General features: G+C 61.5%; 18 protein-coding genes and 2 pseudogenes. 15 read left to right on the top strand and 5 right to left on the bottom strand.

Going from position 1 to position 20836, the window contains the following annotated elements; genetic code table 11:
* Positions 1 to 17 precede the first annotated feature (17 nt).
* Positions 18 to 1395, bottom strand: a pseudogene (locus tag K5Q02_RS08635) (NorM family multidrug efflux MATE transporter).
* A gap of 139 nt (positions 1396 to 1534) precedes the next feature.
* Here K5Q02_RS08635 and K5Q02_RS08640 point away from each other — a divergent pair.
* From K5Q02_RS08640 to K5Q02_RS08675, 9 genes and pseudogenes are all read left to right on the top strand, one after another.
* Entirely contained in the window at positions 1535 to 2455 is a 921-nt protein-coding gene (locus K5Q02_RS08640) for a LysR substrate-binding domain-containing protein (protein ID WP_225838297.1), read from the top strand.
* Between the two features lie 238 nt (positions 2456 to 2693).
* Positions 2694 to 3713: pseudogene (locus tag K5Q02_RS24535) on the top strand (Cache 3/Cache 2 fusion domain-containing protein); the annotation flags it as partial.
* A 180-nt stretch (positions 3714 to 3893) separates the two neighbouring features.
* Entirely contained in the window at positions 3894 to 4616 is a 723-nt protein-coding gene (locus K5Q02_RS24540; protein WP_442963995.1) for a methyl-accepting chemotaxis protein, read from the top strand.
* A gap of 528 nt (positions 4617 to 5144) precedes the next feature.
* The gene (locus tag K5Q02_RS08650) at positions 5145 to 6308 is read left to right on the top strand and encodes a type III PLP-dependent enzyme (RefSeq protein WP_225838302.1); all 1164 of its coding nucleotides are present in this window, start codon (positions 5145 to 5147) and stop codon (positions 6306 to 6308) included.
* A gap of 149 nt (positions 6309 to 6457) precedes the next feature.
* A complete protein-coding gene (locus K5Q02_RS08655; RefSeq protein ID WP_225838304.1) occupies positions 6458 to 8929 on the top strand; it encodes a Lon protease family protein in 2472 nt (823 codons plus the stop codon).
* 183 nt (positions 8930 to 9112) lie between these two features.
* Entirely contained in the window at positions 9113 to 9454 is a 342-nt protein-coding gene (locus tag K5Q02_RS08660) for a PA4575 family protein (protein ID WP_225838306.1), read from the top strand.
* Between the two features lie 193 nt (positions 9455 to 9647).
* Entirely contained in the window at positions 9648 to 10139 is a 492-nt protein-coding gene (locus K5Q02_RS08665; protein WP_225838308.1) for a TIGR00645 family protein, read from the top strand.
* 107 nt (positions 10140 to 10246) lie between these two features.
* Positions 10247 to 10552, top strand: coding sequence for a DUF6482 family protein (locus K5Q02_RS08670; RefSeq protein ID WP_225838309.1), 306 nt, complete (start codon positions 10247 to 10249; stop codon positions 10550 to 10552).
* Positions 10553 to 10599: 47 nt separating this feature from the next.
* A complete protein-coding gene (locus tag K5Q02_RS08675) occupies positions 10600 to 11217 on the top strand; it encodes an FKBP-type peptidyl-prolyl cis-trans isomerase (protein ID WP_225838311.1) in 618 nt (205 codons plus the stop codon).
* Positions 11218 to 11331: 114 nt separating this feature from the next.
* Here the strand turns inward: K5Q02_RS08675 and K5Q02_RS08680 are convergent, their stop codons facing one another.
* Both K5Q02_RS08680 and K5Q02_RS08685 read right to left on the bottom strand, forming a co-directional pair.
* Positions 11332 to 11559, bottom strand: coding sequence for a PA4570 family protein (locus tag K5Q02_RS08680; RefSeq protein WP_042556302.1), 228 nt, complete (start codon positions 11557 to 11559; stop codon positions 11332 to 11334).
* A 200-nt stretch (positions 11560 to 11759) separates the two neighbouring features.
* Positions 11760 to 12728 carry a polyprenyl synthetase family protein gene (locus K5Q02_RS08685; RefSeq protein ID WP_225838314.1) on the bottom strand — a complete coding sequence of 323 codons (969 nt, stop codon included), beginning with the start codon at positions 12726 to 12728 and terminating at the stop codon, positions 11760 to 11762.
* Between the two features lie 313 nt (positions 12729 to 13041).
* Here K5Q02_RS08685 and rplU point away from each other — a divergent pair, with 313 nt between their 5' ends.
* From rplU to K5Q02_RS08710, 5 genes are all read left to right on the top strand, one after another.
* Positions 13042 to 13353: a 50S ribosomal protein L21 gene (rplU, locus tag K5Q02_RS08690; protein ID WP_225838316.1), complete on the top strand. Its 312-nt coding sequence runs from the start codon at positions 13042 to 13044 to the stop codon at positions 13351 to 13353.
* Positions 13354 to 13391: 38 nt separating this feature from the next.
* Positions 13392 to 13649 (top strand): 50S ribosomal protein L27, encoded by a 258-nt coding sequence (gene rpmA, locus K5Q02_RS08695; protein WP_003176049.1) that lies wholly within the window; start codon positions 13392 to 13394, stop codon positions 13647 to 13649.
* Between the two features lie 226 nt (positions 13650 to 13875).
* Positions 13876 to 15099 (top strand): Obg family GTPase CgtA, encoded by a 1224-nt coding sequence (cgtA, locus tag K5Q02_RS08700; RefSeq protein ID WP_225838318.1) that lies wholly within the window; start codon positions 13876 to 13878, stop codon positions 15097 to 15099.
* A 100-nt stretch (positions 15100 to 15199) separates the two neighbouring features.
* On the top strand, positions 15200 to 16318 hold the full coding sequence (gene proB / locus K5Q02_RS08705) for a glutamate 5-kinase (protein ID WP_225838319.1): 1119 nt from the start codon (positions 15200 to 15202) through the stop codon (positions 16316 to 16318).
* A gap of 76 nt (positions 16319 to 16394) precedes the next feature.
* The gene (locus tag K5Q02_RS08710) at positions 16395 to 16805 is read left to right on the top strand and encodes a CreA family protein (protein WP_442963978.1); all 411 of its coding nucleotides are present in this window, start codon (positions 16395 to 16397) and stop codon (positions 16803 to 16805) included.
* 58 nt (positions 16806 to 16863) lie between these two features.
* On the opposite strand, the gene K5Q02_RS08715 is transcribed toward K5Q02_RS08710, so the two are convergent.
* Complete coding sequence (locus K5Q02_RS08715) at positions 16864 to 18489, bottom strand: methyl-accepting chemotaxis protein (protein ID WP_225838321.1); 1626 nt, start codon at positions 18487 to 18489, stop codon at positions 16864 to 16866.
* A gap of 160 nt (positions 18490 to 18649) precedes the next feature.
* Complete coding sequence (gene rpsT, locus K5Q02_RS08720; RefSeq protein ID WP_042556309.1) at positions 18650 to 18925, bottom strand: 30S ribosomal protein S20; 276 nt, start codon at positions 18923 to 18925, stop codon at positions 18650 to 18652.
* Positions 18926 to 19208: 283 nt separating this feature from the next.
* Here rpsT and murJ point away from each other — a divergent pair, with 283 nt between their 5' ends.
* Complete coding sequence (gene murJ / locus K5Q02_RS08725; RefSeq protein ID WP_225838322.1) at positions 19209 to 20753, top strand: murein biosynthesis integral membrane protein MurJ; 1545 nt, start codon at positions 19209 to 19211, stop codon at positions 20751 to 20753.
* The last annotated feature ends 83 nt before the right edge of the window (positions 20754 to 20836 follow it).

Consider the following 20836-nt stretch of genomic DNA (forward strand, 5'->3'; position numbering starts at 1 on the left):
GATTCGCAGGCAGCCGCTTATGACAGGTAGGCCTGCATGGCTTTCGGCCGTTGCAGGCGCGCAGTCTTCCAGCGAAAGCCCAGCACCAGGCCGCTCGCCGTCACCGCCAGGCCCGCAGCCAAGCCCCACCACACGCCGTGGGCGCCCCAGCCGGCCGGAAAGGCCAGCAGCCAGGCCAGCGGCGCGCCAATGCACCAGTAGCCGGTCAGACCGATCACCAGGGTCAGACGGCCGTCGTTAAGACCACGTATCGCGCCCATGGCGATGCTCTGCAGGCCGTCGAACAGCTCGAACCAGGCGGCGATCGCCAGCAGGCTCACCGCCAGGGTGACGATATCGGCGAACGCCGGATCGTGGCGGTCGAGGAACAGACTGATGATCCACTCCGGCAGTAACCAGAACGCCAGGGCGAACAGCAGCATTAGCGCGGCGCCCATCCCCATGCCCAGGTGGCCGGCCAGGCGCGACATGTGCAGGCGGTCGGCGCCGTAATGCATGCCGACCCGAAAGGTCACCGCATAAGAAAGACCATGGGGCACGATAAAGGCCAGGGCGACCGACTGCATGGCGATCTGGTGTGCCGCCAACTGCACGCTGCCCAGGGCGCCCATGCACAGGGTGGCGAAGGTAAACAGGCCTTGCTCCGCGGCATAGGTGCCGCCAATCGGCAGGCCGAGGCGCAGTAGGGCGCGGATCTCGGCGCGCTGCGGGCGACCCAGACCGCCGCGCAGCTTGTAATGCTGGTAGTTCGGCGACATCAGGATGTACAGCCCCAGGGCCAGCGCCATGGCGCTGCTGACCAGCGCGGTGGTCAGACCGATACCGCTCAGGCCCAGGTCTACGCCCAACCAGCCTTTGATCAACGCATAGTTGATGACAAAGTTGGCAAGGGTGCCGACGATGCTGATGGTCATCACCGGGCCGGGACGGCCGATGGCGCTGGTGAAGCCGCGCAGGGCCATAAAGCACAGGTAAGCGGGCAGGCCCAGCGACAGCGGGCGCAGGAAATTCATGGCCTGACTGGCGGCGGCGGGATCCTGACCCAGGTGCGGCAGCAGCGGGCCAAGGCCATTGAGGCACAGCGCGCTGATGACGCCCAGCAGCAGGGCCAGCCACAGGCCGTTGCGCAGCAGGCGAGTGACGCCCTCCGGGTCGCCTGCGCCGTGGCGAATGGCGATCATGCTGCCCACGGCGGCGATCACACCCCGTGCAGAAGATCGAGAAAATGAAGTAGCAGGTCGCGCCCAGCGCGCCGCCGGCCAACTGCCCAGGGCCGAGCATGGCCATCATCAATGTGTCGGTGAAGATCATCAGCGCATGGGCCAGCTGCGCGGAGATCAGCGGGCCTGCCAGGCGTAGCAGTGCACGCAGCTCGTGACCAAGGGGATTTTTCATGATGAGTAAAACTTCGGTAGGGTAAGCATCTCCAGACTGTCGGGAGATGAGCAATGACGGCTATTCTCCGGTTTGTAGCCAGTGCCCACAAAAGGAAAATAGCGATGCCAGGCATGATTAAAACTCATGGTTCAATGCAGTGACGCGGCGCCTGCCACCTCTCTATGCCCTGCGCGCCTTCGAGGCCGCCGCGCGGCATTGCTCTTTCACCCGTGCCGCTGATGAGCTGGCGATCACCCAGAGCGCGGTGAGCCGGCACATTCGCAGCCTGGAGGATTACTTCGCCTGCCGGCTGTTCGAGCGCCGCGGCCGGGCGGTGCACCTGACCGAGCCGGCGAGTCTGCTGTTGCCGGGTGTGCACGAAGGTTTCGAGTCCTTGGAGCGGGCCTGCGCGACCCTGCTCGTGGAGGACGGCACCTTGCGTCTCAAGGCGCCTTCGACCCTGACCATGCGCTGGCTGCTGGCTCGCCTGTCGCTGTTTCGCGCCCGGCATGCCGACCTTGAAGTGCAGCTCACCAGCGCCTGGATGGATCTCGATCGTGTGGACTTTTTCCATGAGCCTTTCGATTGCGCCGTGTTGCTCAGTGCCGGCACCTTCAGCAACGAATGGCATAGCGTGCGGCTATTCGAGGAATGGTTGATCCCGGTCTACGCGCCAGGCGCCTCTGGCGAAAAGCCGTGGGACGTCAGCCGCCTGCAGCAGGCCGAGCTGGTACACCCGACGCCCGACCGCCGTGACTGGCGCCGCTGGCTGCAGGCCATGGGCCTGACCGACCAGGTGTCGCTCAAGGGCGGCCAGGTGTTCGACACCCTGGAGTTGGGCATCGTCGCTGCCGCCCGTGGCTACGGCGTGTCGATCGGCGATCTGGCCATGGTCGCCGAGGACGTGCTGCTGGGCCGCCTGGCGCTGCCCTGGCCGACCGCCGTGTCCAGCGGCGAAAGCTATTATCTGGTGTGGCCCAAAGCCCGCCGCGGTCAGGAGCGTTTCGAGCGGCTGGCCGAGTTCCTGCTCGCCGAAGTGGCGGCCATGCAATTGCCCGAGGTTGAGTTGCGCCGCTAGAAGGTCGCTGAAAACGTTCATCGACGAGACGTTTTTATTACTCCACGTAAAAAATGGGGTGATAGCGTCATGATGGCCATTGACGCACTAAAACTCTCAAGTATTCTCCGCGCTCGCCGACGTACAGGCTGATCACAATTTATTCAATTACTCCATACAGGGACGATGGAGCTCGGAGATATTCATGAACCAACCTCGTTCCCGTATCGCCTGGCAACTGGCGACGGCCCTTGCCGCCATGCTGGTGCTACTGATCAGCGTCAGCACGCTGTTCGCCCTGCGCTCGCTGAGTAGCGCCAACCTCGTTACCCGTGAAGAACACCTGGGCAGCGAAGCGCGTCTGCTGGCTGACCAACTGAGCACCTTTCACGACAGCCTGCGCGAGAGCACACAGCGGCTGGCTGGGTTGTTCGAGCGGCGCTTCAGCAGCGGGTTGAACGTCAGCTCGGACGAGCGGGTTGCGGTCGGTTCACTGCAGGCTCCAGCGTTGTACCTGGGCAGCACCTTGTTGAATAACAACTTTACGGAAGTCGACGAGTTCCGCCAGCTCACCGCGGGTGTGGCGACCATCTTCGTGCGCGACGGCGATGATTTCGTCCGTGTGACCACGTCGCTGACCAAGCAGGACGGCGGCCGTGCCATCGGCACCGTGCTCGATCGCAATCATCCTGCCTACGCACGGCTGCTGGCCGGCAACAACTACGTTGGCCGCGCGCTGCTGTTCGAGCGTTTCTACATGACCCAGTACACCCCGGTGCGTGACAGCGCGGGTCGGGTGATCGCCGTGCTGTTCGTCGGCTTCGATTACACCGATGCGCAGAACGCCCAGTTCGCCAACCTGCAGCGCTTCCGCATTGGCAGCACCGGTTCCCTGGCGCTGCTCGACGATCAGAGCAAGTGGCTGGTTCCCCCTTATGCCGCACAGCGCCCCGAGCAACTGACCGCCAACATGGCCAGCGTGCTGGGTACGCCGGGCAAAGGTGGTTTCTGGAGCGATGGTGAGCAGCAGTTCTACAGCGTTGCCGTGCCGTTCGCCGGTGGCCCGTGGACGGTCGTGGCGAGCATGCCGGAAGAGGAAATCCAGGCGGTGACCTGGCGCGTCGGTAGCCAGTTGGCGATCGGCAGCCTGGTGACCCTGGTGCTTGCCGTGCTCGCGGTGATCTGGCTGTTGCGTCGCAAGCTGCGCCCGCTTGGCGACCTGGTGCGTCAGGCTCAGGCGCTAGGCGCCGGCGACCTGAGCGTACGCCTGGATGTCACCAGCAACGACGAGATCGGCGAGCTGTCGCGCAACTTCAACCAGATGGGCGCTGCGCTGTCGACCATGGTCGCGCGCGTCCGCGCCGCCGCTGGCAACGTCAATCAGCGCGCCGAAGCGCTGTCCGGTCTGTCGCGCGGTGCCTATGAAGGCATCGAACAGCAGTCCGGTGAGATCAGCAGCATGGCCGGTGCAGTGGAAGAGTTCAGCGCCACCTCGCTGAACATCGCCGACAACATGCGCAGCACCGAACGCATGGCCAGCGAGAACGCCAGCCAGACCCGCATCGGCCGTACCTCCATGGAAGAGGCCTCCAATGCGCTGGAGCAGATCTCCTCGTCGCTGAACAGCGCCGCCAAGGTCATCGACAGCCTCGGTCAGCGCTCCCAGGAGATCGGTGGCATCCTCAGCGTCATCACCTCGATCGCCGACCAGACCAACCTGCTGGCGCTCAACGCGGCCATCGAGGCCGCCCGTGCCGGTGAGCAGGGCCGTGGCTTCGCCGTGGTCGCCGACGAAGTGCGCAGCCTGGCTGGGCGTACCCGTGAAGCGACCACCGAAATCTCCAGCATGATCGGCAGCATCCAGGGTGAAACCAGCAGCGCCATCAGCAGCATGGAGCAGGGCCGTCAATTGATGCAGAACGGCTTGCAACTGAACGCCAAGGTCGCCGCTGCGTTGACCCATATCGCCGAGCAGACCAGCGCCGCTGGCGATCAGTTCGCCGCCATCACCACCGCGACCAGCGAGCAGAGCAGCACCGCCACGGTGCTCAGCAGCAACCTGCAGAGCATCGCTCAGGCCAACGGCGAGCAGCGTGAAGTGATTGCCAATCTGGCCCACACCTCCAAGGAACTGGAGACCCTGGCTGCCGATCTGCACCGCGAAGTCGAGCGCTTCCGCTAAGCGCTCGCTACGGCACGCGCAACTGTCTGGCAGTTGCGCGTTTGCCGCCTTGCTGCCCTGTTCTGGGCATCTGAAAACCCGCTGTCATCGTCGTGAAAGCACTCTGTGCCAGGCTCAATGCCGGGCACGGGGTTTTCGTGTGGGGGCCGCGGCTGTGCAGCATTTCGCTGTGTTGCGTGTGGAATCCAAAACGCTCGGGAAACGACAGTGCCCTCAGGGACAATTTTTGATTGATCTGAGCGGGGCATGGTCTTAAAGTCCGCGGCCGAACGTCCATGCTGGCAACGATCCATCCGGCTCAAGTACTGACGACGAGAGGTTGCGGCGCCTGATTCCAGGCACGGCAATTCTCGGCGACATGCCTTGGGAAGTAGGCGAACCAAAGTGGGGAAACTGATCAGACGTTCCAGGCCTGGCAACAGGCTTTCCGGTCTGTTGTTAATGGCCGCCCCCGACACCCGGTTGAACCTGTGCCCGGTTCAACTGCCCGAATCATAGTGTTCATGGTTTAGCCATTTGGAGCCCCGCATGTCGATCAAGGTCGAAGATTACTACCCACGCGAAACCTTCAACCGCATGAAGAACTTCGCAGACCAGCATGAAACCCCGTTCGTGGTGATCGACACCGCGATCATCAAGCAGGCCTATGACGACCTGCGCGCCGGTTTCGAATTCGCCAAGGTGTACTACGCCGTCAAGGCCAACCCGGCGATCGAGATCATCGAGTTGCTGCGCGACAAAGGCTCGAACTTCGACATCGCCTCGATCTACGAGCTGGACAAGGTGCTGTCGGCTGGCGTCACCCCGGATCGCATGAGCTACGGCAACACCATCAAGAAAGCCCGTGACGTTCGCTACTTCTACGAGAAGGGCGTGCGCCTGTTCGCCACCGACTCGGAAGCCGACCTGCGCAACATCGCCAAGGCCGCACCGGGCTCGAAGATCTACGTACGTATCCTCACCGAAGGCTCGACTTCTGCCGATTGGCCGCTGTCGCGCAAGTTCGGCTGCCAGACCGACATGGCCATGGACCTGCTGATCCTCGCCAAGCAACTGGGCCTGGTGCCTTATGGCATTTCCTTCCACGTGGGCTCACAGCAGCGCGACATCGACGTGTGGGATGCCGCCATCGCCAAGGTCAAGGTGATCTTCGAGCGTTTGAAGGAAGAAGACGGCATCGTGCTGCAGATGATCAACATGGGTGGCGGCTTCCCGGCCAACTACATCACCCGTACCAACAGCCTGGAAACCTACGCTGAAGAAATCATCCGCTTCCTCAAGGACGATTTCGGCGACGAGCTGCCGGAAATCATCCTCGAGCCAGGCCGCTCGCTGATCGCCAACGCCGGCATCCTGGTCAGCGAAGTGGTGTTGGTCGCGCGCAAGTCGCGTACCGCCGTCGAGCGTTGGGTGTACACCGATGTGGGCAAGTTCAGCGGCCTGATCGAAACCATGGACGAAGCCATCAAATTCCCGGTCTGGACCGAGAAGAAGGGCGAGATGGAAGAAGTGGTCATCGCCGGGCCGACCTGCGACAGCGCCGACATTATGTACGAGCACTACAAGTACGGCCTGCCGCTGAACCTGGCCAGTGGTGATCGCCTGTACTGGTTCTCCACCGGCGCCTACACCACCAGCTACAGCGCGGTTGAATTCAACGGCTTCCCGCCGCTGAAATCCTTCTACCTGTAAGCCTTACGCTGACACCAGACGCCCGCACTTGCTGCGGGCGTTTTGGTTTCTGCGGGGCAGGTCGATACCGGTTGGCATCGGTGCCTTGCCAGGGGGAAGCGGGCGGCGCGAGAATGCAGACACTTCTCTGCGGTAATTAAGGATCTCCGATGCCCGATCCCGTTGCAGCCGGCCTGCGCCTGGCGCCCGATGCACTCACTCGTCCCTTCTCGCCTCAGCAGTTCGCCTTCACCACCACCGATGATCTGGAACCTTTCCGTGGCGTGCTTGGCCAGGAACGTGCCGTCCAGGCGCTGCAGTTCGGCGTGGCCATGCCGCGCCCCGGTTATAACGTATTCGTCATGGGCGAGCCGGGCACCGGCCGGTTCTCCTTCGTCAAACGCTACCTGCGGGCCGAGGGCAAGCGCCTGGAGACCCCGCCGGATCGCGTCTACGTCAATCACTTCGATGAACCCCGCGAGCCCCGTGCCGTGGAACTGGCTGCCGGTACCGCCGGGGAGTTCATCGCTGATATCAACGTGCTGATCGACAACCTGTTGGCGACCTTTCCCGCAGTGTTCGAGCACCCATCGTTTCAGCAGAAAAAGAGCGCCATCGACCGCGCGTTCAACAAGCGCTACGACCAGGCACTGGATGTGATCGAGCGGCTGTCTCTGGAGCGCGGCATCGCCCTGTACCGTGACAGCACCAACATCGCCTTCACGCCAATGCTCGAAGGCAAGTCCGTTGACGAGACCGAGTTCGCCCAGTTGCCGGAAGCGGATCGAGAGCGTTTCCACGCCGATATCTCCATGCTGGAGGAGCGCCTCAACGAGGAGCTGGCCAGCCTGCCGCAATGGAAGCGCGAGTCGAGCAACCAATTGCGTCAGCTCAACGAGGACACCATCACCGTCGCCTTGCAGCCGCTGCTGGCGCCGCTCTCGCAGAAATACGCCGAGAACGCGGGCGTCTGTGCATACCTGCAAGCGATGCAGGTGGACTTGCTGAAAAGTGTCGTCGACCTGCTTATCGAAGTGGAAAAGGCCGACGCGCAGACCCGCAAGATGCTCGAGGAGCTGTATGCGCCGAGCCTGATCGTCGGTCACCACGCTAACGGCGGTGCGCCGGTGGTGTTCGAACCCCACCCGACCTACGACAACCTGTTCGGCCGTATCGAGTACAACACCGATCAGGGGGCGCTCTACACCAGCTATCGCCAACTGCGCCCGGGCGCGTTACACCGTGCCAACGGCGGCTTCCTGATTCTCGAAGCGGAGAAGTTCCTCAGCGAGCCATTCGTCTGGGAAGCCCTGAAGCGCGCCCTGCAGTCACGCAAGCTGAAGATGGAGTCGCCGCTGGCCGATCTGGGCCGTATCGCCACGGTCACCCTCAATCCGGAAACCATCCCGCTGCAGCTCAAGGTGGTGATCATAGGTTCGCGTCAGCTCTATTACGCGCTGCAGGACGCCGATCCGGACTTCCAGGAGATGTTCCGGGTGCTGGTCGATTTCGACGAGGACATACCCCTGGCGGACGATAGCCTGGAGCAGTTCGCCCAGTTGATGAAAACCCGCACCAACGAAGAAGGCATGGCGCCGTTGAGCGCCGCGGCTGTGGCTCGCCTGGCGACCTACAGCGCACGCCTGGCAGAGCATCAGGGTCGGCTGTCGGCGCGCATCGGTGATCTGTTCCAACTGGTCAGCGAGGCGGACTTCATCCGCAACCTGGCCGGTGAAACCGTCACCGACGCCGACCATATCGAGCGTGCGCTCAAGGCCAAGGCCACGCGCACCGGGCGGGTCTCCGCGCGGATCATCGACGACATGCTGGCCGGTATCATCCTCATTGACACCGCCGGTGCGGCCATCGGCAAATGCAACGGCCTGACCGTGCTTGAGGTTGGTGACTCGGCGTTCGGCGTGCCTGCGCGGATTTCCGCGACCGTCTATCCGGGCGGTTCAGGCATCGTCGACATTGAGCGTGAGGTCAACCTCGGTCAGCCGATCCACTCCAAGGGGGTGATGATTCTCACCGGCTTCCTCGGCAGCCGTTACGCCCAGGAATTCCCGCTGGAGATCTCCGCGAGCATCGCGCTGGAGCAGTCCTACGGCTATGTGGACGGTGACAGCGCCTCGCTCGGCGAGGTCTGTACGCTGATCTCGGCCTTGTCGCGCACGCCGCTCAAGCAGTGCTTCGCGATTACCGGTTCGATCAACCAGTTCGGTGAAGTGCAGGCCGTCGGCGGGGTCAACGAGAAGATCGAAGGCTTCTTCCGTCTCTGCGAGGCCCGTGGGCTGACCGGCGAGCAGGGGGCGATCATCCCGCACTCGAACGTCTCCACCCTGATGCTCGACGAGCGTGTGTTGCAGGCCGTGCGCGCCGGGCAATTCCATGTCTATTCCGTGCGCCATGTCGACGAGGCCCTGAGCCTGCTGGTCGGCGAAGATGCGGGTACGCCGGACGACAAGGGCGTGTTCCCAAAAGGCAGCGTCAATGCCCGAGTGGTCGAGCGTCTGCGCGAGATCGCTGAGATCGGCATGGGTGAGGAAGACAAGCCTGAGCAGGCCAAGGAAGCGCTGACCGCTGCGCTACCAGAGAAGACGCCGAAGAAGCCGCGGGAGAAAAAGCCGTCGCTCGAGTGAGTCGGGCGCGGGCGAGTTGATCAATTCATGAACGCCTCGCCCGCGGCTACTCAGTCTGCTGGATGGCCGCGCTTGCTCACCTGTCATGCACAGAGTTATCCACAGGTTCTGTGAATAAACCTGCCTTTGCCGAACAGGGTTACGGGTGTAGGCTGCAAGTCTGTTCCCGCGAGGATTGCCGCCATGTCGCGTAGCCTCTGCCTGACCCGTGAATACCTGGGCGTGACCACCCGCATCGAGTGTTCGGTGCTACCGCTGGCAGGTGAGCGCGGGCTGTGGACACTGATCTGTATCGCCGGCATGTCCGCTAGACAACCCTCCGCTGTCAAGGCCCAAGGCCCATTCCACGGGCCTTTGGTGGTCGAAGAGCTGCTCGACGAGATTGCCGAAAGCCTGGCCGTTCAAGGTTATGCTGCCTGCAGTGAGCCGCCCATCTGGCGCCTGCATGCCCAAGCGGAGCTGCGCCGACTCAATGGCGACAGCGGGCACTCGGGCGATGTGCACCTGTCCTGGCCCGATAGCTGATCGCAAGTCGTATCAGGCGCCTTTTTGGGGCGCCGAACCTTCTACTGCGGCGTTGCGTCGCAGTTTTTATCCACAATCTGCATGACAGCCGCGATTTGCGTTATATGGGCGTCTTTGCGGCTGCCGGTGGTGGCTTGCCTGCGCTCCAGCGCTGGGTATACTCGCGCGCTGTTTCAATCATCTGTGAGAGTCCATGGAACGCTTTATCGAAAACGCGATGTACGCATCGCGCTGGCTGCTGGCCCCCATCTATTTCGGCCTGTCGCTCGGCCTGCTGGCACTGGCACTGAAGTTCTTCCAGGAAATTTTCCACATCCTGCCCAACATCTTCGCCATGGCTGAAGCGGAGTTGATTCTGGTGCTACTGTCGCTTGTCGACATGGCCCTGGTCGGTGGTCTGCTGGTGATGGTAATGATGTCCGGCTACGAGAACTTCGTTTCGCAACTGGACATCGACGAAGGTAAGGAAAAGCTCAGCTGGCTCGGCAAGATGGATTCCAGCTCGCTGAAAATGAAGGTGGCGGCCTCCATCGTGGCGATCTCCTCGATTCACCTGCTGCGGGTGTTCATGGATGCGCGTAACCATGATCCCGATCACCTCATGTGGTATGTGATCATCCACATGACCTTCGTCGTTTCGGCCTTCGCCATGGGCTACCTGGACAAACTGACCAAGCACGACTGATCGTCGACCTGGTCAAGGACGCCCGACTTTCCACTGGAAAGCCGGGCGTTTTGTTATCTGCGGGGCTGCGAACGTATAGTGGGCGCTCCCGCTATCGAGGACATGCCATGACTCTGCCCGAATTGCTGCGCGCGGCTCGCGATGGTGCGGTAAGCGAGCTCGAACTGATCTCCCTGGAAGGCGGCATCTACCTGCTGCAGATCATTGGCAGCCAGCAGCGCGGCCATCTCGTCGATGACGCCGGACGCAATCTGCACCTGCGCTCGGTGGAGCACGCCAGGGATCTGCTGCAGGAGCTACCGGAAGTACCGTTATTCCTGGTGCATGCATCGGCCTACGACGAGATGTGCGGCCTGCCCGGCGGCACCCGCGACGCGCTGCGCGTGCCGGTGAGCCTGCGCAGCCGCTGGTAAGGCGTGCTAGGCTAGCCGGCCTTTTTTCCAGCTTGCGGAGCGGCGATATGTCCGAACTCAATCTTTCTACTGACGAAGCACGCGTCAGCTACGGCATTGGCCGTCAACTCGGTGGCCAGCTGCGTGACAACCCGCCGCCGGGCGTCAGCCTTGACGCCGTATTGGCTGGTCTGTCCGATGCGTTCGCCGGTCAGGAAAGCCGTGTCAGCGAAGCCGATCTGTCGGCCAGCTTCAAGGTGATCCGCGATGTCATGCAGGCTGAAGCCAAGGCCAAGGCCGACGCGGCTGCCGGTGAAGGCCTGGCCTTCTTGGCCGAGAACGCCAAGCGCCAAGGCATTACCGTGCTGGAGTCCGGCCTGCAGTACGAAGTACTGACCGCAGGCGAGGGCGCCAAGCCATCGCGCGACGACAGCGTGCGCACTCATTACCATGGCACCCTGATCGACGGCAGCGTATTCGACAGCTCCTACGAGCGCGGCCAGCCGGCCGAATTCCCGGTCGGTGGCGTGATCGCTGGCTGGACCGAAGCCCTGCAACTGATGGGTACCGGCAGCAAGTGGCGCCTGTACGTGCCGAGCGAACTGGCCTACGGCGCCCAAGGCGTTGGCAGCATCCCACCGCACAGCGTGCTGGTGTTTGATGTCGAGCTGCTCGACATTCTGTAATCGTTGCATGGGTCGGATCGGGCGCTTGATCCGTCCTTTCCGCCCACCATCGCGATTGCACAAGGTGGGCGGTGAAACGTCCACCTTAAGCTTTGAGGCGACTATCGCCACCTGTCACGGGCGCAAGGCTCGGGCATAGCAGTACAGGAACAGGCTACGCACCAGTTCCTTGAGCACCAGCGGCTCGCTGGAATTCAGCTCATGCAGATCCAGATCACCCTGTTTACGCAGCTCATCCAACGCTTCTTCTTCGAGAACGGCGCAAACTTCGCCTGTTTCCCGGTGCAGGATGCGCAGATAGGGATGAGGGCGATCCAGCCAGGCATCTATCAAGTAAGTCATGCTCATCATCTCCCTGAGTCAGTGGTAGATATGAGAATAATTCTTATTACGTTAATAGCAAGCTTTAATCGTGGCCTTTCGTCGATCCGGCTTTCAGTAGGGATTTTCTGTCGCTGGTGATGGGGCGACCGAGCGATCCAAAGCGAGAGTCACAAAAAAGCCCGTCACATGGACGGGCTTCGGTACGCTGTTCGCGGTGCTTAGTGGGTGCGAGCTACGGCGAAGTGGCTGAGTTCTACCAGCGCGTCGCGATACGGGCTCGGTGGTAGCACTTCCAGGCAGGCGATGGCGCGTTCGGCGTACTCGCGGGCCAGGTTGGCGGTGTAATCAAGGGCACCAGCGGCTTCCACGGCATTGCGGATGCTTTCCAGATCTTCCAGGCCGCCTTTCTGAATCGCCTTGCGCACCAGTGCTGCCTGTTCCGGCTTGCCTTCGCGCATGGTGTAGATCAGCGGCAGAGTGGGCTTGCCTTCGGCCAGGTCGTCACCGACGTTCTTGCCCAGGGTGGCCGCATCGCCCTTGTAGTCGAGCAGGTCGTCGACCAGTTGGAAGGCGACGCCGAGGTGATCGCCGAATGTGCGCAGTGCTTCGTTCTGCTCCGGCGTGGCTTCAGCCAGCGCGGCGGCGCTCTGGGTCGAGGCCTCGAACAGCATGGCGGTCTTGCCGCGGATGACTTCCATGTAGGTTTCTTCGGTAGTGCTGGCGTCGCGGATTTTGGTCAGCTGCAGCACTTCGCCTTCGGCGATCACCCGGGTGGCCTTGGCAAGGATCTTCATCACCGGCATCGAGCCGAGCTCGACCATCATTTCGAACGAGCGCGAATAGAGGAAGTCGCCGACCAGCACGCTTGGCGCGTTGCCCCATTGTGCGTTGGCAGTGCTGCGGCCACGGCGCATGTCGGACATGTCGACCACATCGTCGTGCAGCAAGGTGGCGGTGTGCAGGAACTCGATGGTGGCAGCGAGCAGGCGCAGCCGGTCATCGCTCATGCCCAGGGCTTTGCCACTGAGCAGCACGAGCAGCGGACGCAGGCGTTTGCCACCGGCGGAAATGATGTAGTCGCCGATCTTCTCGACCAGCGGGACGCGGGAAACCAGCTGTTGACGGATAATGCCGTCCACGGCGGTAAAGTCATCCGCTACCACACTGTAAAAAGCCTGGGGTTGCATCAGCGACACGTGCTCCTTCTAGGTTGCGCGGCATGTTAGGTGCTGTTGAGGTTTCAGCGCAAGCCGAAGGGCTACTGGGGCGCTCTGATAAAGGCAGCAGACCCTATGTGCCAGGGTAGGGGCTGTCAAGGCGAGCGCTTATGGCGCTTGCGCAGCTCTGGGGGCTTGCGTACAATCGCGCACCCTGAACTTCCCCCTGGGTATTTCCCTGCCTTACGCAATTGCAAGGGTGTCCTTCCGGCCCCAAGCAGCCATGCCAGCCGACACTTATTCCTATAAAGCGCTGGGTGAGCAGGATTAACGGAGATTTACCATGTACGCAGTAATTGTTACTGGTGGCAAGCAATACAAAGTCACCGAAGGCGAATACCTCAAGGTCGAGAAACTGGAAATCGCCACTGGCGAAGCAGTGACTTTCGACCGCGTGTTGCTGATCGGCAACGGTGATGACGTGACCATCGGCGCACCAGTCGTTGACGGCGCCAAGGTTGTAGCTGAAGTCGTTTCGCAAGGTCGCCACGATAAAGTTACCATCATCAAGTTCCGTCGTCGTAAGCACCACATGAAGCGTCAGGGCCACCGTCAGTGGTTCACTGAGATCAAAATCACCGGTATTCAGGCCTGATACGTCTCGTCTGAGCCCTTTATAGGAGTATTGAACTCATGGCACACAAAAAAGCTGGCGGTAGTACCCGCAACGGTCGCGACTCAGAAGCCAAACGCCTTGGCGTGAAGATGTATGGCGGCCAGAAAATCATTCCTGGCAACATCATCGTGCGTCAGCGCGGCACCCAATTCCACGCTGGTTACGGCGTTGGCATGGGTAAAGATCACACCCTCTTCGCGAAAATCGAAGGCGTGATCAAGTTTGAAGTAAAAGGCGCGTTCAACCGCCGTTACGTGAGCGTCGTCGCAGCTTAATCGCGACGTTGCTGGAAAAGCCCCGTCCTGCGACGGGGCTTTTTTGTTTCTGTATCCTATGGCGTGGCTTGGCTCTGCTTTCCGATCTGGAAAAAGGCTGTAAGGCACGTATTGCGTGGGTTCTTGCCAAACTGTCCTGGGTTAACGCGGGCGGTTTCAGGGCAATTTTGCAAGCACCCGGTGTTTCTTGTTTCAGTGACCCGCGTTTTAAGCGGGAGGCGTATCCATGAAATTCGTCGATGAAGTATCGATTTCTGTAAAAGCTGGTGATGGTGGTAACGGCATGATGAGCTTCCGTCGTGAGAAGTTCATCGAGAACGGTGGCCCCAACGGCGGTGACGGTGGTGACGGCGGCTCGATTTATATCGAGGCTGCCGCGAACCTCAATACGTTGGTGGACTACCGATACACCCGTCGCTTCCAGGCGCCGAATGGTGATAAGGGTGGTAGTACCGATTGCACCGGGGCCAAGGGTGAAGATCTGATTCTGCCGGTACCGATTGGTACCACGGTAATCGACGCCGGTACCCAGGAAGTAATTGGCGACCTGACCAAGGCTGGGCAGCGCCTGCTCGTCGCTCAGGGCGGCTGGCATGGCCTGGGTAATACCCGCTTCAAATCCAGTACCAACCGTGCGCCACGGCAGACCACGCCAGGTAAGCCGGGTGATGCACGCGACCTCAAGCTGGAATTGAAAGTGCTGGCGGATGTTGGTCTGCTTGGCCTGCCCAATGCTGGCAAGAGCACCTTGATCCGTTCGATTTCGGCGGCCAAGCCGAAGGTTGCTGATTATCCCTTCACCACCTTGATCCCGAATCTGGGTGTGGTGAGTGTCGACCGCTACAAGAGCTTCGTGGTCGCCGACATTCCAGGCCTGATCGAGGGCGCTTCCGACGGTGCCGGCCTGGGGATTCGTTTCCTCAAGCATTTGTCGCGTACTCGCTTGCTGCTGCATCTCGTCGACATGGCGCCGTTGGATCTGACCGATCCGGCGGAGTCGGCTGCCGTCATCGTTGCCGAGCTGACCAAGTTCAGCCCGTCGCTGGCGGAGCGTGAGCGTTGGCTGGTGCTGAACAAGGCCGACCAGATCCTCGATGAGGAGCAGGAGGCGCGGGTCGCTGAAATCGTTGCGCGGATCGAGTGGACTGGGCCGGTGTATGTAGTTTCTGCGCTGGCGCGCGAGGGCACTGAGCAGCTGTGTTATGACATCATGGACTTCCTTGAGGCGCGTGCTGAGCGCATCCAGGAGAATCCGGAATATGCAGCTGAGTTGGCTGAGCTCGATACCCGTATCGAAGATGAGGCGCGCGCTCAATTGCAGGCGCTGGATGACAAGCGTGCGCTGCGTCGCACTGGTGTGCGGGCGGTTGCTGATGTCGACGAGGACGACAGCTTCTGGGATCAGGAAGACGAAGAGGACGGCCCGGAAATCATTTACGTCCGGGATTGATTGGACGACAGACGCCGCTTTTTAGCGGCGTTTTTGTAAGTTCGGCTGTTGCCGTCGGTGATGGCTTGCGAAAGTACGTGTCTGGCTAAGGTTGGAAAACATGCGTGACAAGGTAAGTGGTGCGCAGCGCTGGGTGGTGAAGATTGGCAGTGCCTTGCTGACGGCCGACGGCAAAGGCTTGGATCGCGGCGCCATGGCGGTGTGGGTCGAGCAGATGGTGGCGTTGCGTGCTCAGGGCGTCGAGCTGGTGTTGGTATCCTCCGGCGCGGTGGCGGCGGGTATGAGCCGTCTCGGCTGGACTGCGCGACCGAGTGCCATCCACGAGTTACAGGCGGCTGCAGCCATCGGCCAGATGGGCCTGGTGCAGGCTTGGGAGTCGAGTTTCGGTGAGCATGGCCGGCGCACGGCGCAGATCCTGCTGACCCATGACGACCTGTCCGATCGCAAGCGCTACCTCAATGCACGCAGCACCCTGCGCACGCTGATCGATCTCGACGTGGTGCCGGTGATCAACGAGAACGATACCGTGGTGACCGATGGCATCCGCTTCGGTGACAACGACACCCTGGCGGCGCTGGTGGCCAATCTGGTGGAAGCCGACCTGTTGGTGATCCTTACCGACCGCGACGGTATGTTCGATGCCGATCCACGTAACAACCCCGATGCCCAGCTGATCCACGAGGCGCGTGCCGATGACCCGGCGCTGGATGCCGTGGCCGGTGGTGTCGGTGGCGCGCTGGGGCGTGGCGGCATGCAGACCAAGCTTCGCGCCGCACGCCTGGCGGCCCGCTCCGGTGCGCATACGGTGATCGTTGGTGGTGCCATTGAGCAGGTGCTGGCGCGCCTCAAGGCCGGCGAATTGCTTGGCACTCTGCTGGTGCCGGAGCGCGGCATGCTGGCGGCGCGCAAGCAGTGGCTGGCAGGGCATCTGCAGACGCGTGGCACCCTGGTGCTGGATGCTGGTGCGGTCAAGGCGCTGGTGTCCGACCGCAAGAGCCTGCTGCCGGTTGGCGTGAAGGCCGTGCAGGGCAGTTTCCGCCGTGGCGAGATGGTGGTGTGCGTGGCGCCGGACGGTCGTGAGATCGCCCGCGGCCTGGCTAACTACAGTGCGCTCGAGGCGCAGAAGATCATTGGCCGTCCTTCGGATGAGATCGAGCGGCTGCTGGGCTACGTCGATGAAACCGAGCTGGTGCATCGCGATAACCTGATTCTGGTGTAAATGGCTGCTTTGGAGGTTGCGATGCGTAGGCTTCTGTTGGTTGCAGCAACGTTGATGGCTTTGCCCTTGGGGGGCTATGGCCGAAGAGATCGGGCAGGTGTCTACCGTCTTCAAGTGGGTAGGGCCGAACGACAAGATCGTCGTCGAGGCGTTCGACGATCCCAAGGTGGCGGGCGTGACCTGCTACCTGTCGCGGGCCAAGACCGGCGGCGTGAAGGGTGGTCTCGGCTTGGCGGAAGACCGCGCCGAGGCATCCATTGCCTGCCGACAGGTCGGCCCGATCAGCTTCGCCGGTGAGCTCAAGGATGGCGAGGAAGTCTTCCGCGAGCGTACGTCACTGGTGTTCAAGACCATGCAGGTAGTGCGGTTCTTTGACCAGAAGCGCAACACCCTGGTGTATCTGGTCTACAGTGACCGGATCATCGAAGGAAGCCCGCAGAATGCGGTGACCGCCATTCCGATTCTGCCCTGGCAGAAGGCGCAGTAAGTCGCCGCGCTTTGGATTCGTGAGCGTCTGCCCACGAACCTCTTTCCCTTGGCGAGCTTCAGATCCGGAACCGCGCGACCAGTGTGTTGAGGTCGACGGCCAGGCGCGAGAGCTCCTGGCTGGCGGCGCTGGTCTGGTTGGCGCCAGCGGATGTCTGCAGCGACAGGTCGCGAATGTTCACCAGATTGCGATCCACTTCCCGGGCGACCTGAGCCTGTTCTTCCGAGGCGCTGGCGATCACCAGGTTGCGTTCGTTGATCATGGCGATCGCTTCGGTGATCTGCTCCAGTGCGCTACCGGCGCCTTTTGCCACTTCCAGTGTCGAGCGTGCTCGGTCATTGCTGTTCTGCATGGCGGCGACGGTTTTTTCGGTGCCCGTCTGAATGCCGCCGATCATGCCCTCGATTTCCTGGGTCGATTGCTGGGTGCGGTGCGCCAGGGCGCGAACCTCGTCAGCGACCACCGCGAATCCGCGCCCGGCATCGCCGGCCCGTGCCGCTTCGATAGCAGCGTTGAGCGCGAGCAGGTTGGTCTGCTCGGCAATCGAGCGGATCACATCGAGCACCTTGCTGATTTCACGAATCCGCTCGGCGAGCTGCTCGACTTCACTGGATGTAGCGGTTACATCCCGGGTCAGTTGGCTGATTGACTCGACGGTTTCGCGTACCTGCTCGCGGCCCCTCAGCGCCGTGGTGTTTGAGGCCTGGGAGGCTTCCGAGGTACTTACCGCATTGCGCGCCACTTCTTCCACAGCGGCGGTCATCTCGTTGACTGCCGTGGCGGCCTGTTCGATTTCGGTGTTCTGCTGATGCAGGCCGCGGGTGGAGTCCTCGGTAACCGCATGCAGTTCTTCGGAGGCCGACGCCAGCTGGTTCGAGGAGTCGGAAATGCTCTGGATGGCAGCGTGCAGGTTCTTCTGCATGGCCTGCAGGGCGGTCATCAGGCGAGCCGGCTCATCCGTGCCCTTCACCTGAATGCTTTGGGTCAGGTCGCCGGCGGCGATGACCTCGGCGACGCGCAGGGATTCGCCCAGTGGCCCGACGATGCTGCGGGTCAGTACGACGGCCAATAGCACGGTGAGGGCAAGGCTGATGACCAGCGTGGTGATGACCATCCGTTCGGCGTCGTCAAACGCAGCCTGGCTGGCATCCGTAGACTTTATGGCACCGTCATTGTTGAAGCTGGAGATGTTCTTGATCGCTGCCGCCAGACCGTCGGCGTAAGCGGAGAGCGGCCCGTTGGCCAGGCGGGTGGCTTCGTCTATGCGCCCGGCGCGTGCCGCGGCTACTACCTGCTGTTGCAGGTTGGCGTATTCATCGTAGGCTTTGTGAAGCTGGTCGAGAAGGGTCTGCTCCTGGGGTGAGCTGACCAGTTTGGCGTAGGCGTCGAACTGTTCAGGAACTGCCTTTACCAGGCCGTCGATTATGCTGAGGGTGTTTTGCCGTTCGGCTTCGTCGGTCAGCAGTACGCTGCGCAGCGTCAGGGCGCGTATACGGCCTATGTTGGTTGCCAGGCCTTCGGCCGTGATCAGTGAGGGCAGCCAGTTGTCGCGTATCTGATCCGAGGCGGTGTCCATACGGTTCATCTGCGACAGCGCAAAGCTCCCAAGCCCCAGCAGCAGGGCTGCCAGCAGTGCGAACGCCAAGCCGGCGCGCTTTCCTATATCCAATCCTCTCAGCCACATAGCAGACATCCCTTTCGTTATCCGCGCACCATGCGACGGACGATGTCAGGATATCGGCAGATCAATCTTGGGCTTGAAGTGGTTGGAGGCTTGCCCGTTGTACTTTTCTGCAGGCAATAAAAAACCGACCCTGAGGTCGGTTTTTCACGAAACGGGTCGTTTAAGCAGCAGCTTGGCTGAGTGCTTTAACGTGACCGTTCAGGCGGCTCTTGTGACGAGCAGCCTTGTTCTTGTGGATGATGCCTTTGTCGGCCATACGGTCGATAACAGGCACAGCCAGAACGTAAGCAGCTTGTGCTTTCTCGTGGTCTTTGGCGTCGATAGCCTTGACTACGTTCTTGATGTAGGTACGAACCATGGAGCGCAGGCTGGCGTTATGGCTACGACGCTTCTCAGCCTGTTTTGCGCGTTTTTTGGCAGAAGGTGTATTGGCCACCGTCAAGCTCCTCGAAAACTATGGGTTACAAACAAATAAGGCCGCGAATCATGCAGGCGAGTGGCGTGCTTGTCAAGGCGGATCACTGCTCGATCATTACGAACTGCCGGACGGGAAGGGTGCTTTCTCGGCGTGGGGATTCTACACTCGCCGCCCGTGCAGGTGAATGCCGCACGAGCAGGAAATTTTGTGGTCTGTGTCTGGCGAAATGCAGCAACCGACTCTGGTCGGTGTGCATGACGTTGACCAACGCTTCGAACCTGAACCAGGGCGCTTTCGCTGAATGAACTTACTCAAGTCGCTGGCCGCAGTCAGCTCCATCACCATGCTGTCGCGGGTTCTCGGTTTCGTGCGCGACACCATCATGGCCAGGATCTTTGGTGCCGGTATCGCCTCGGATGCCTTCGTGGTGGCATTCAAGCTGCCGAACCTGCTGCGTCGCATATTTGCCGAAGGCGCTTTTTCTCAAGCCTTCGTGCCGATCCTGGCGGAGTACAAGACGCAGAAGGGCGAGGAAGCAACCCGCACCTTCGTCGCTTATGTGGCTGGTCAGCTGACTCTGGTACTGGCTCTGGTGACGCTGCTCGGCGTGCTGGCCGCGCCGTGGATCGTCTGGGCATCGGCGCCGGGCTTCAGCGACAACCCTGAGCGCTTCGAGCTGACCAGCGATCTTTTGAGAGTGACCTTTCCTTATATATTCCTGATTTCGCTGTCGTCCTTCGTCGGTGCGTTGCTCAACACCTGGAACCGCTTTGCCGTACCGGCTTTCGTGCCGACGCTGCTCAATGTCAGCATGATTTTCTTTGCACTGTTTCTGACTCCGTATTTCGATCCGCCGATCATGGCCATGGGCTGGGCGGTGCTGGTCGGCGGGTTGCTGCAGTTGCTGTATCAACTGCCGCACCTGCGCAAGATCGGTCTGCTGGTGCTACCGCGCCTCAATCTTCGCGACAGCGGCGTGTGGCGTGTGCTGCGGCAGATGGGGCCGGCGATCCTCGGCGTATCGGTGGCGCAGATTTCCCTGATCATCAACACCGTGTTTGCTTCCTTTCTGGTGGCCGGTTCGGTGTCGTGGATGTATTACGCCGACCGCCTGATGGAGTTGCCTGCCGGTGTGCTGGGCGTGGCGCTGGGTACTATTCTGCTGCCGTCGCTGGCGAAGACCCATGCTGGCGAGGATCCTGCCGCCTACTCGAAGCTACTCGACTGGGGGCTGCGTCTTTGCGTTCTGCTCGCGCTGCCCTGTGCGTTGGCTTTGGCGCTGCTGTCCGAGCCGCTGGTGGTGGCGCTGTTTCAGTACGGCAAGTTCACTGCCGCCGATGCCGATATGACCCAGCGCGCGTTGCTCGCCTATTCGGTAGGCCTGCTCGGCATGCTGCTGGTCAAGGTGCTGGCCCCGGCGTTCTACGCTCGCCAGGATATTCGTACCCCCGTGCGCATCGCCATGTTCACCCTGCTGATGACGCAGGTGATGAACGTGCTGTTCGTCTTCGTTATCCCCCTGGCGCATGCCGGTTTGGCCTTGTCCATTGGCTTGGCGGCCTGCCTGAATGCGGGGCTGCTGTTCTGGAAATTACGTGCTCGCGGCTTCTACCAGCCGCAGCCTGGCTGGGGCTTGTTTGCCAGCAAGCTGCTGGCGGCGGTGCTGGTGATGGTTGTGGTGCTGAGCGGCATGCTGTGGCTGATGCCGGCTTGGGCCGATGGCAATATGTTGCAGCGCTTGCTGCGTCTGGGCGCATTGGTTGCGGCTGGGGCGTTGAGCTATTTCGCGGTGCTGGGCATTCTCGGTTTCCGTCTGCGCGACTTCGCCCGTCGTTCGGTCGGTTGAGTGAGTGTGCCGGGCTAATCTGTGGTGCCAGTAATAGAGCACCGTATCAACCTACCCGGCGCCAGCCGCTGTGCGTATAATTG

The sequence above is a fragment of the Pseudomonas sp. MM211 genome, from assembly GCF_020386635.1.
GTDB lineage: Bacteria > Pseudomonadota > Gammaproteobacteria > Pseudomonadales > Pseudomonadaceae > Aquipseudomonas.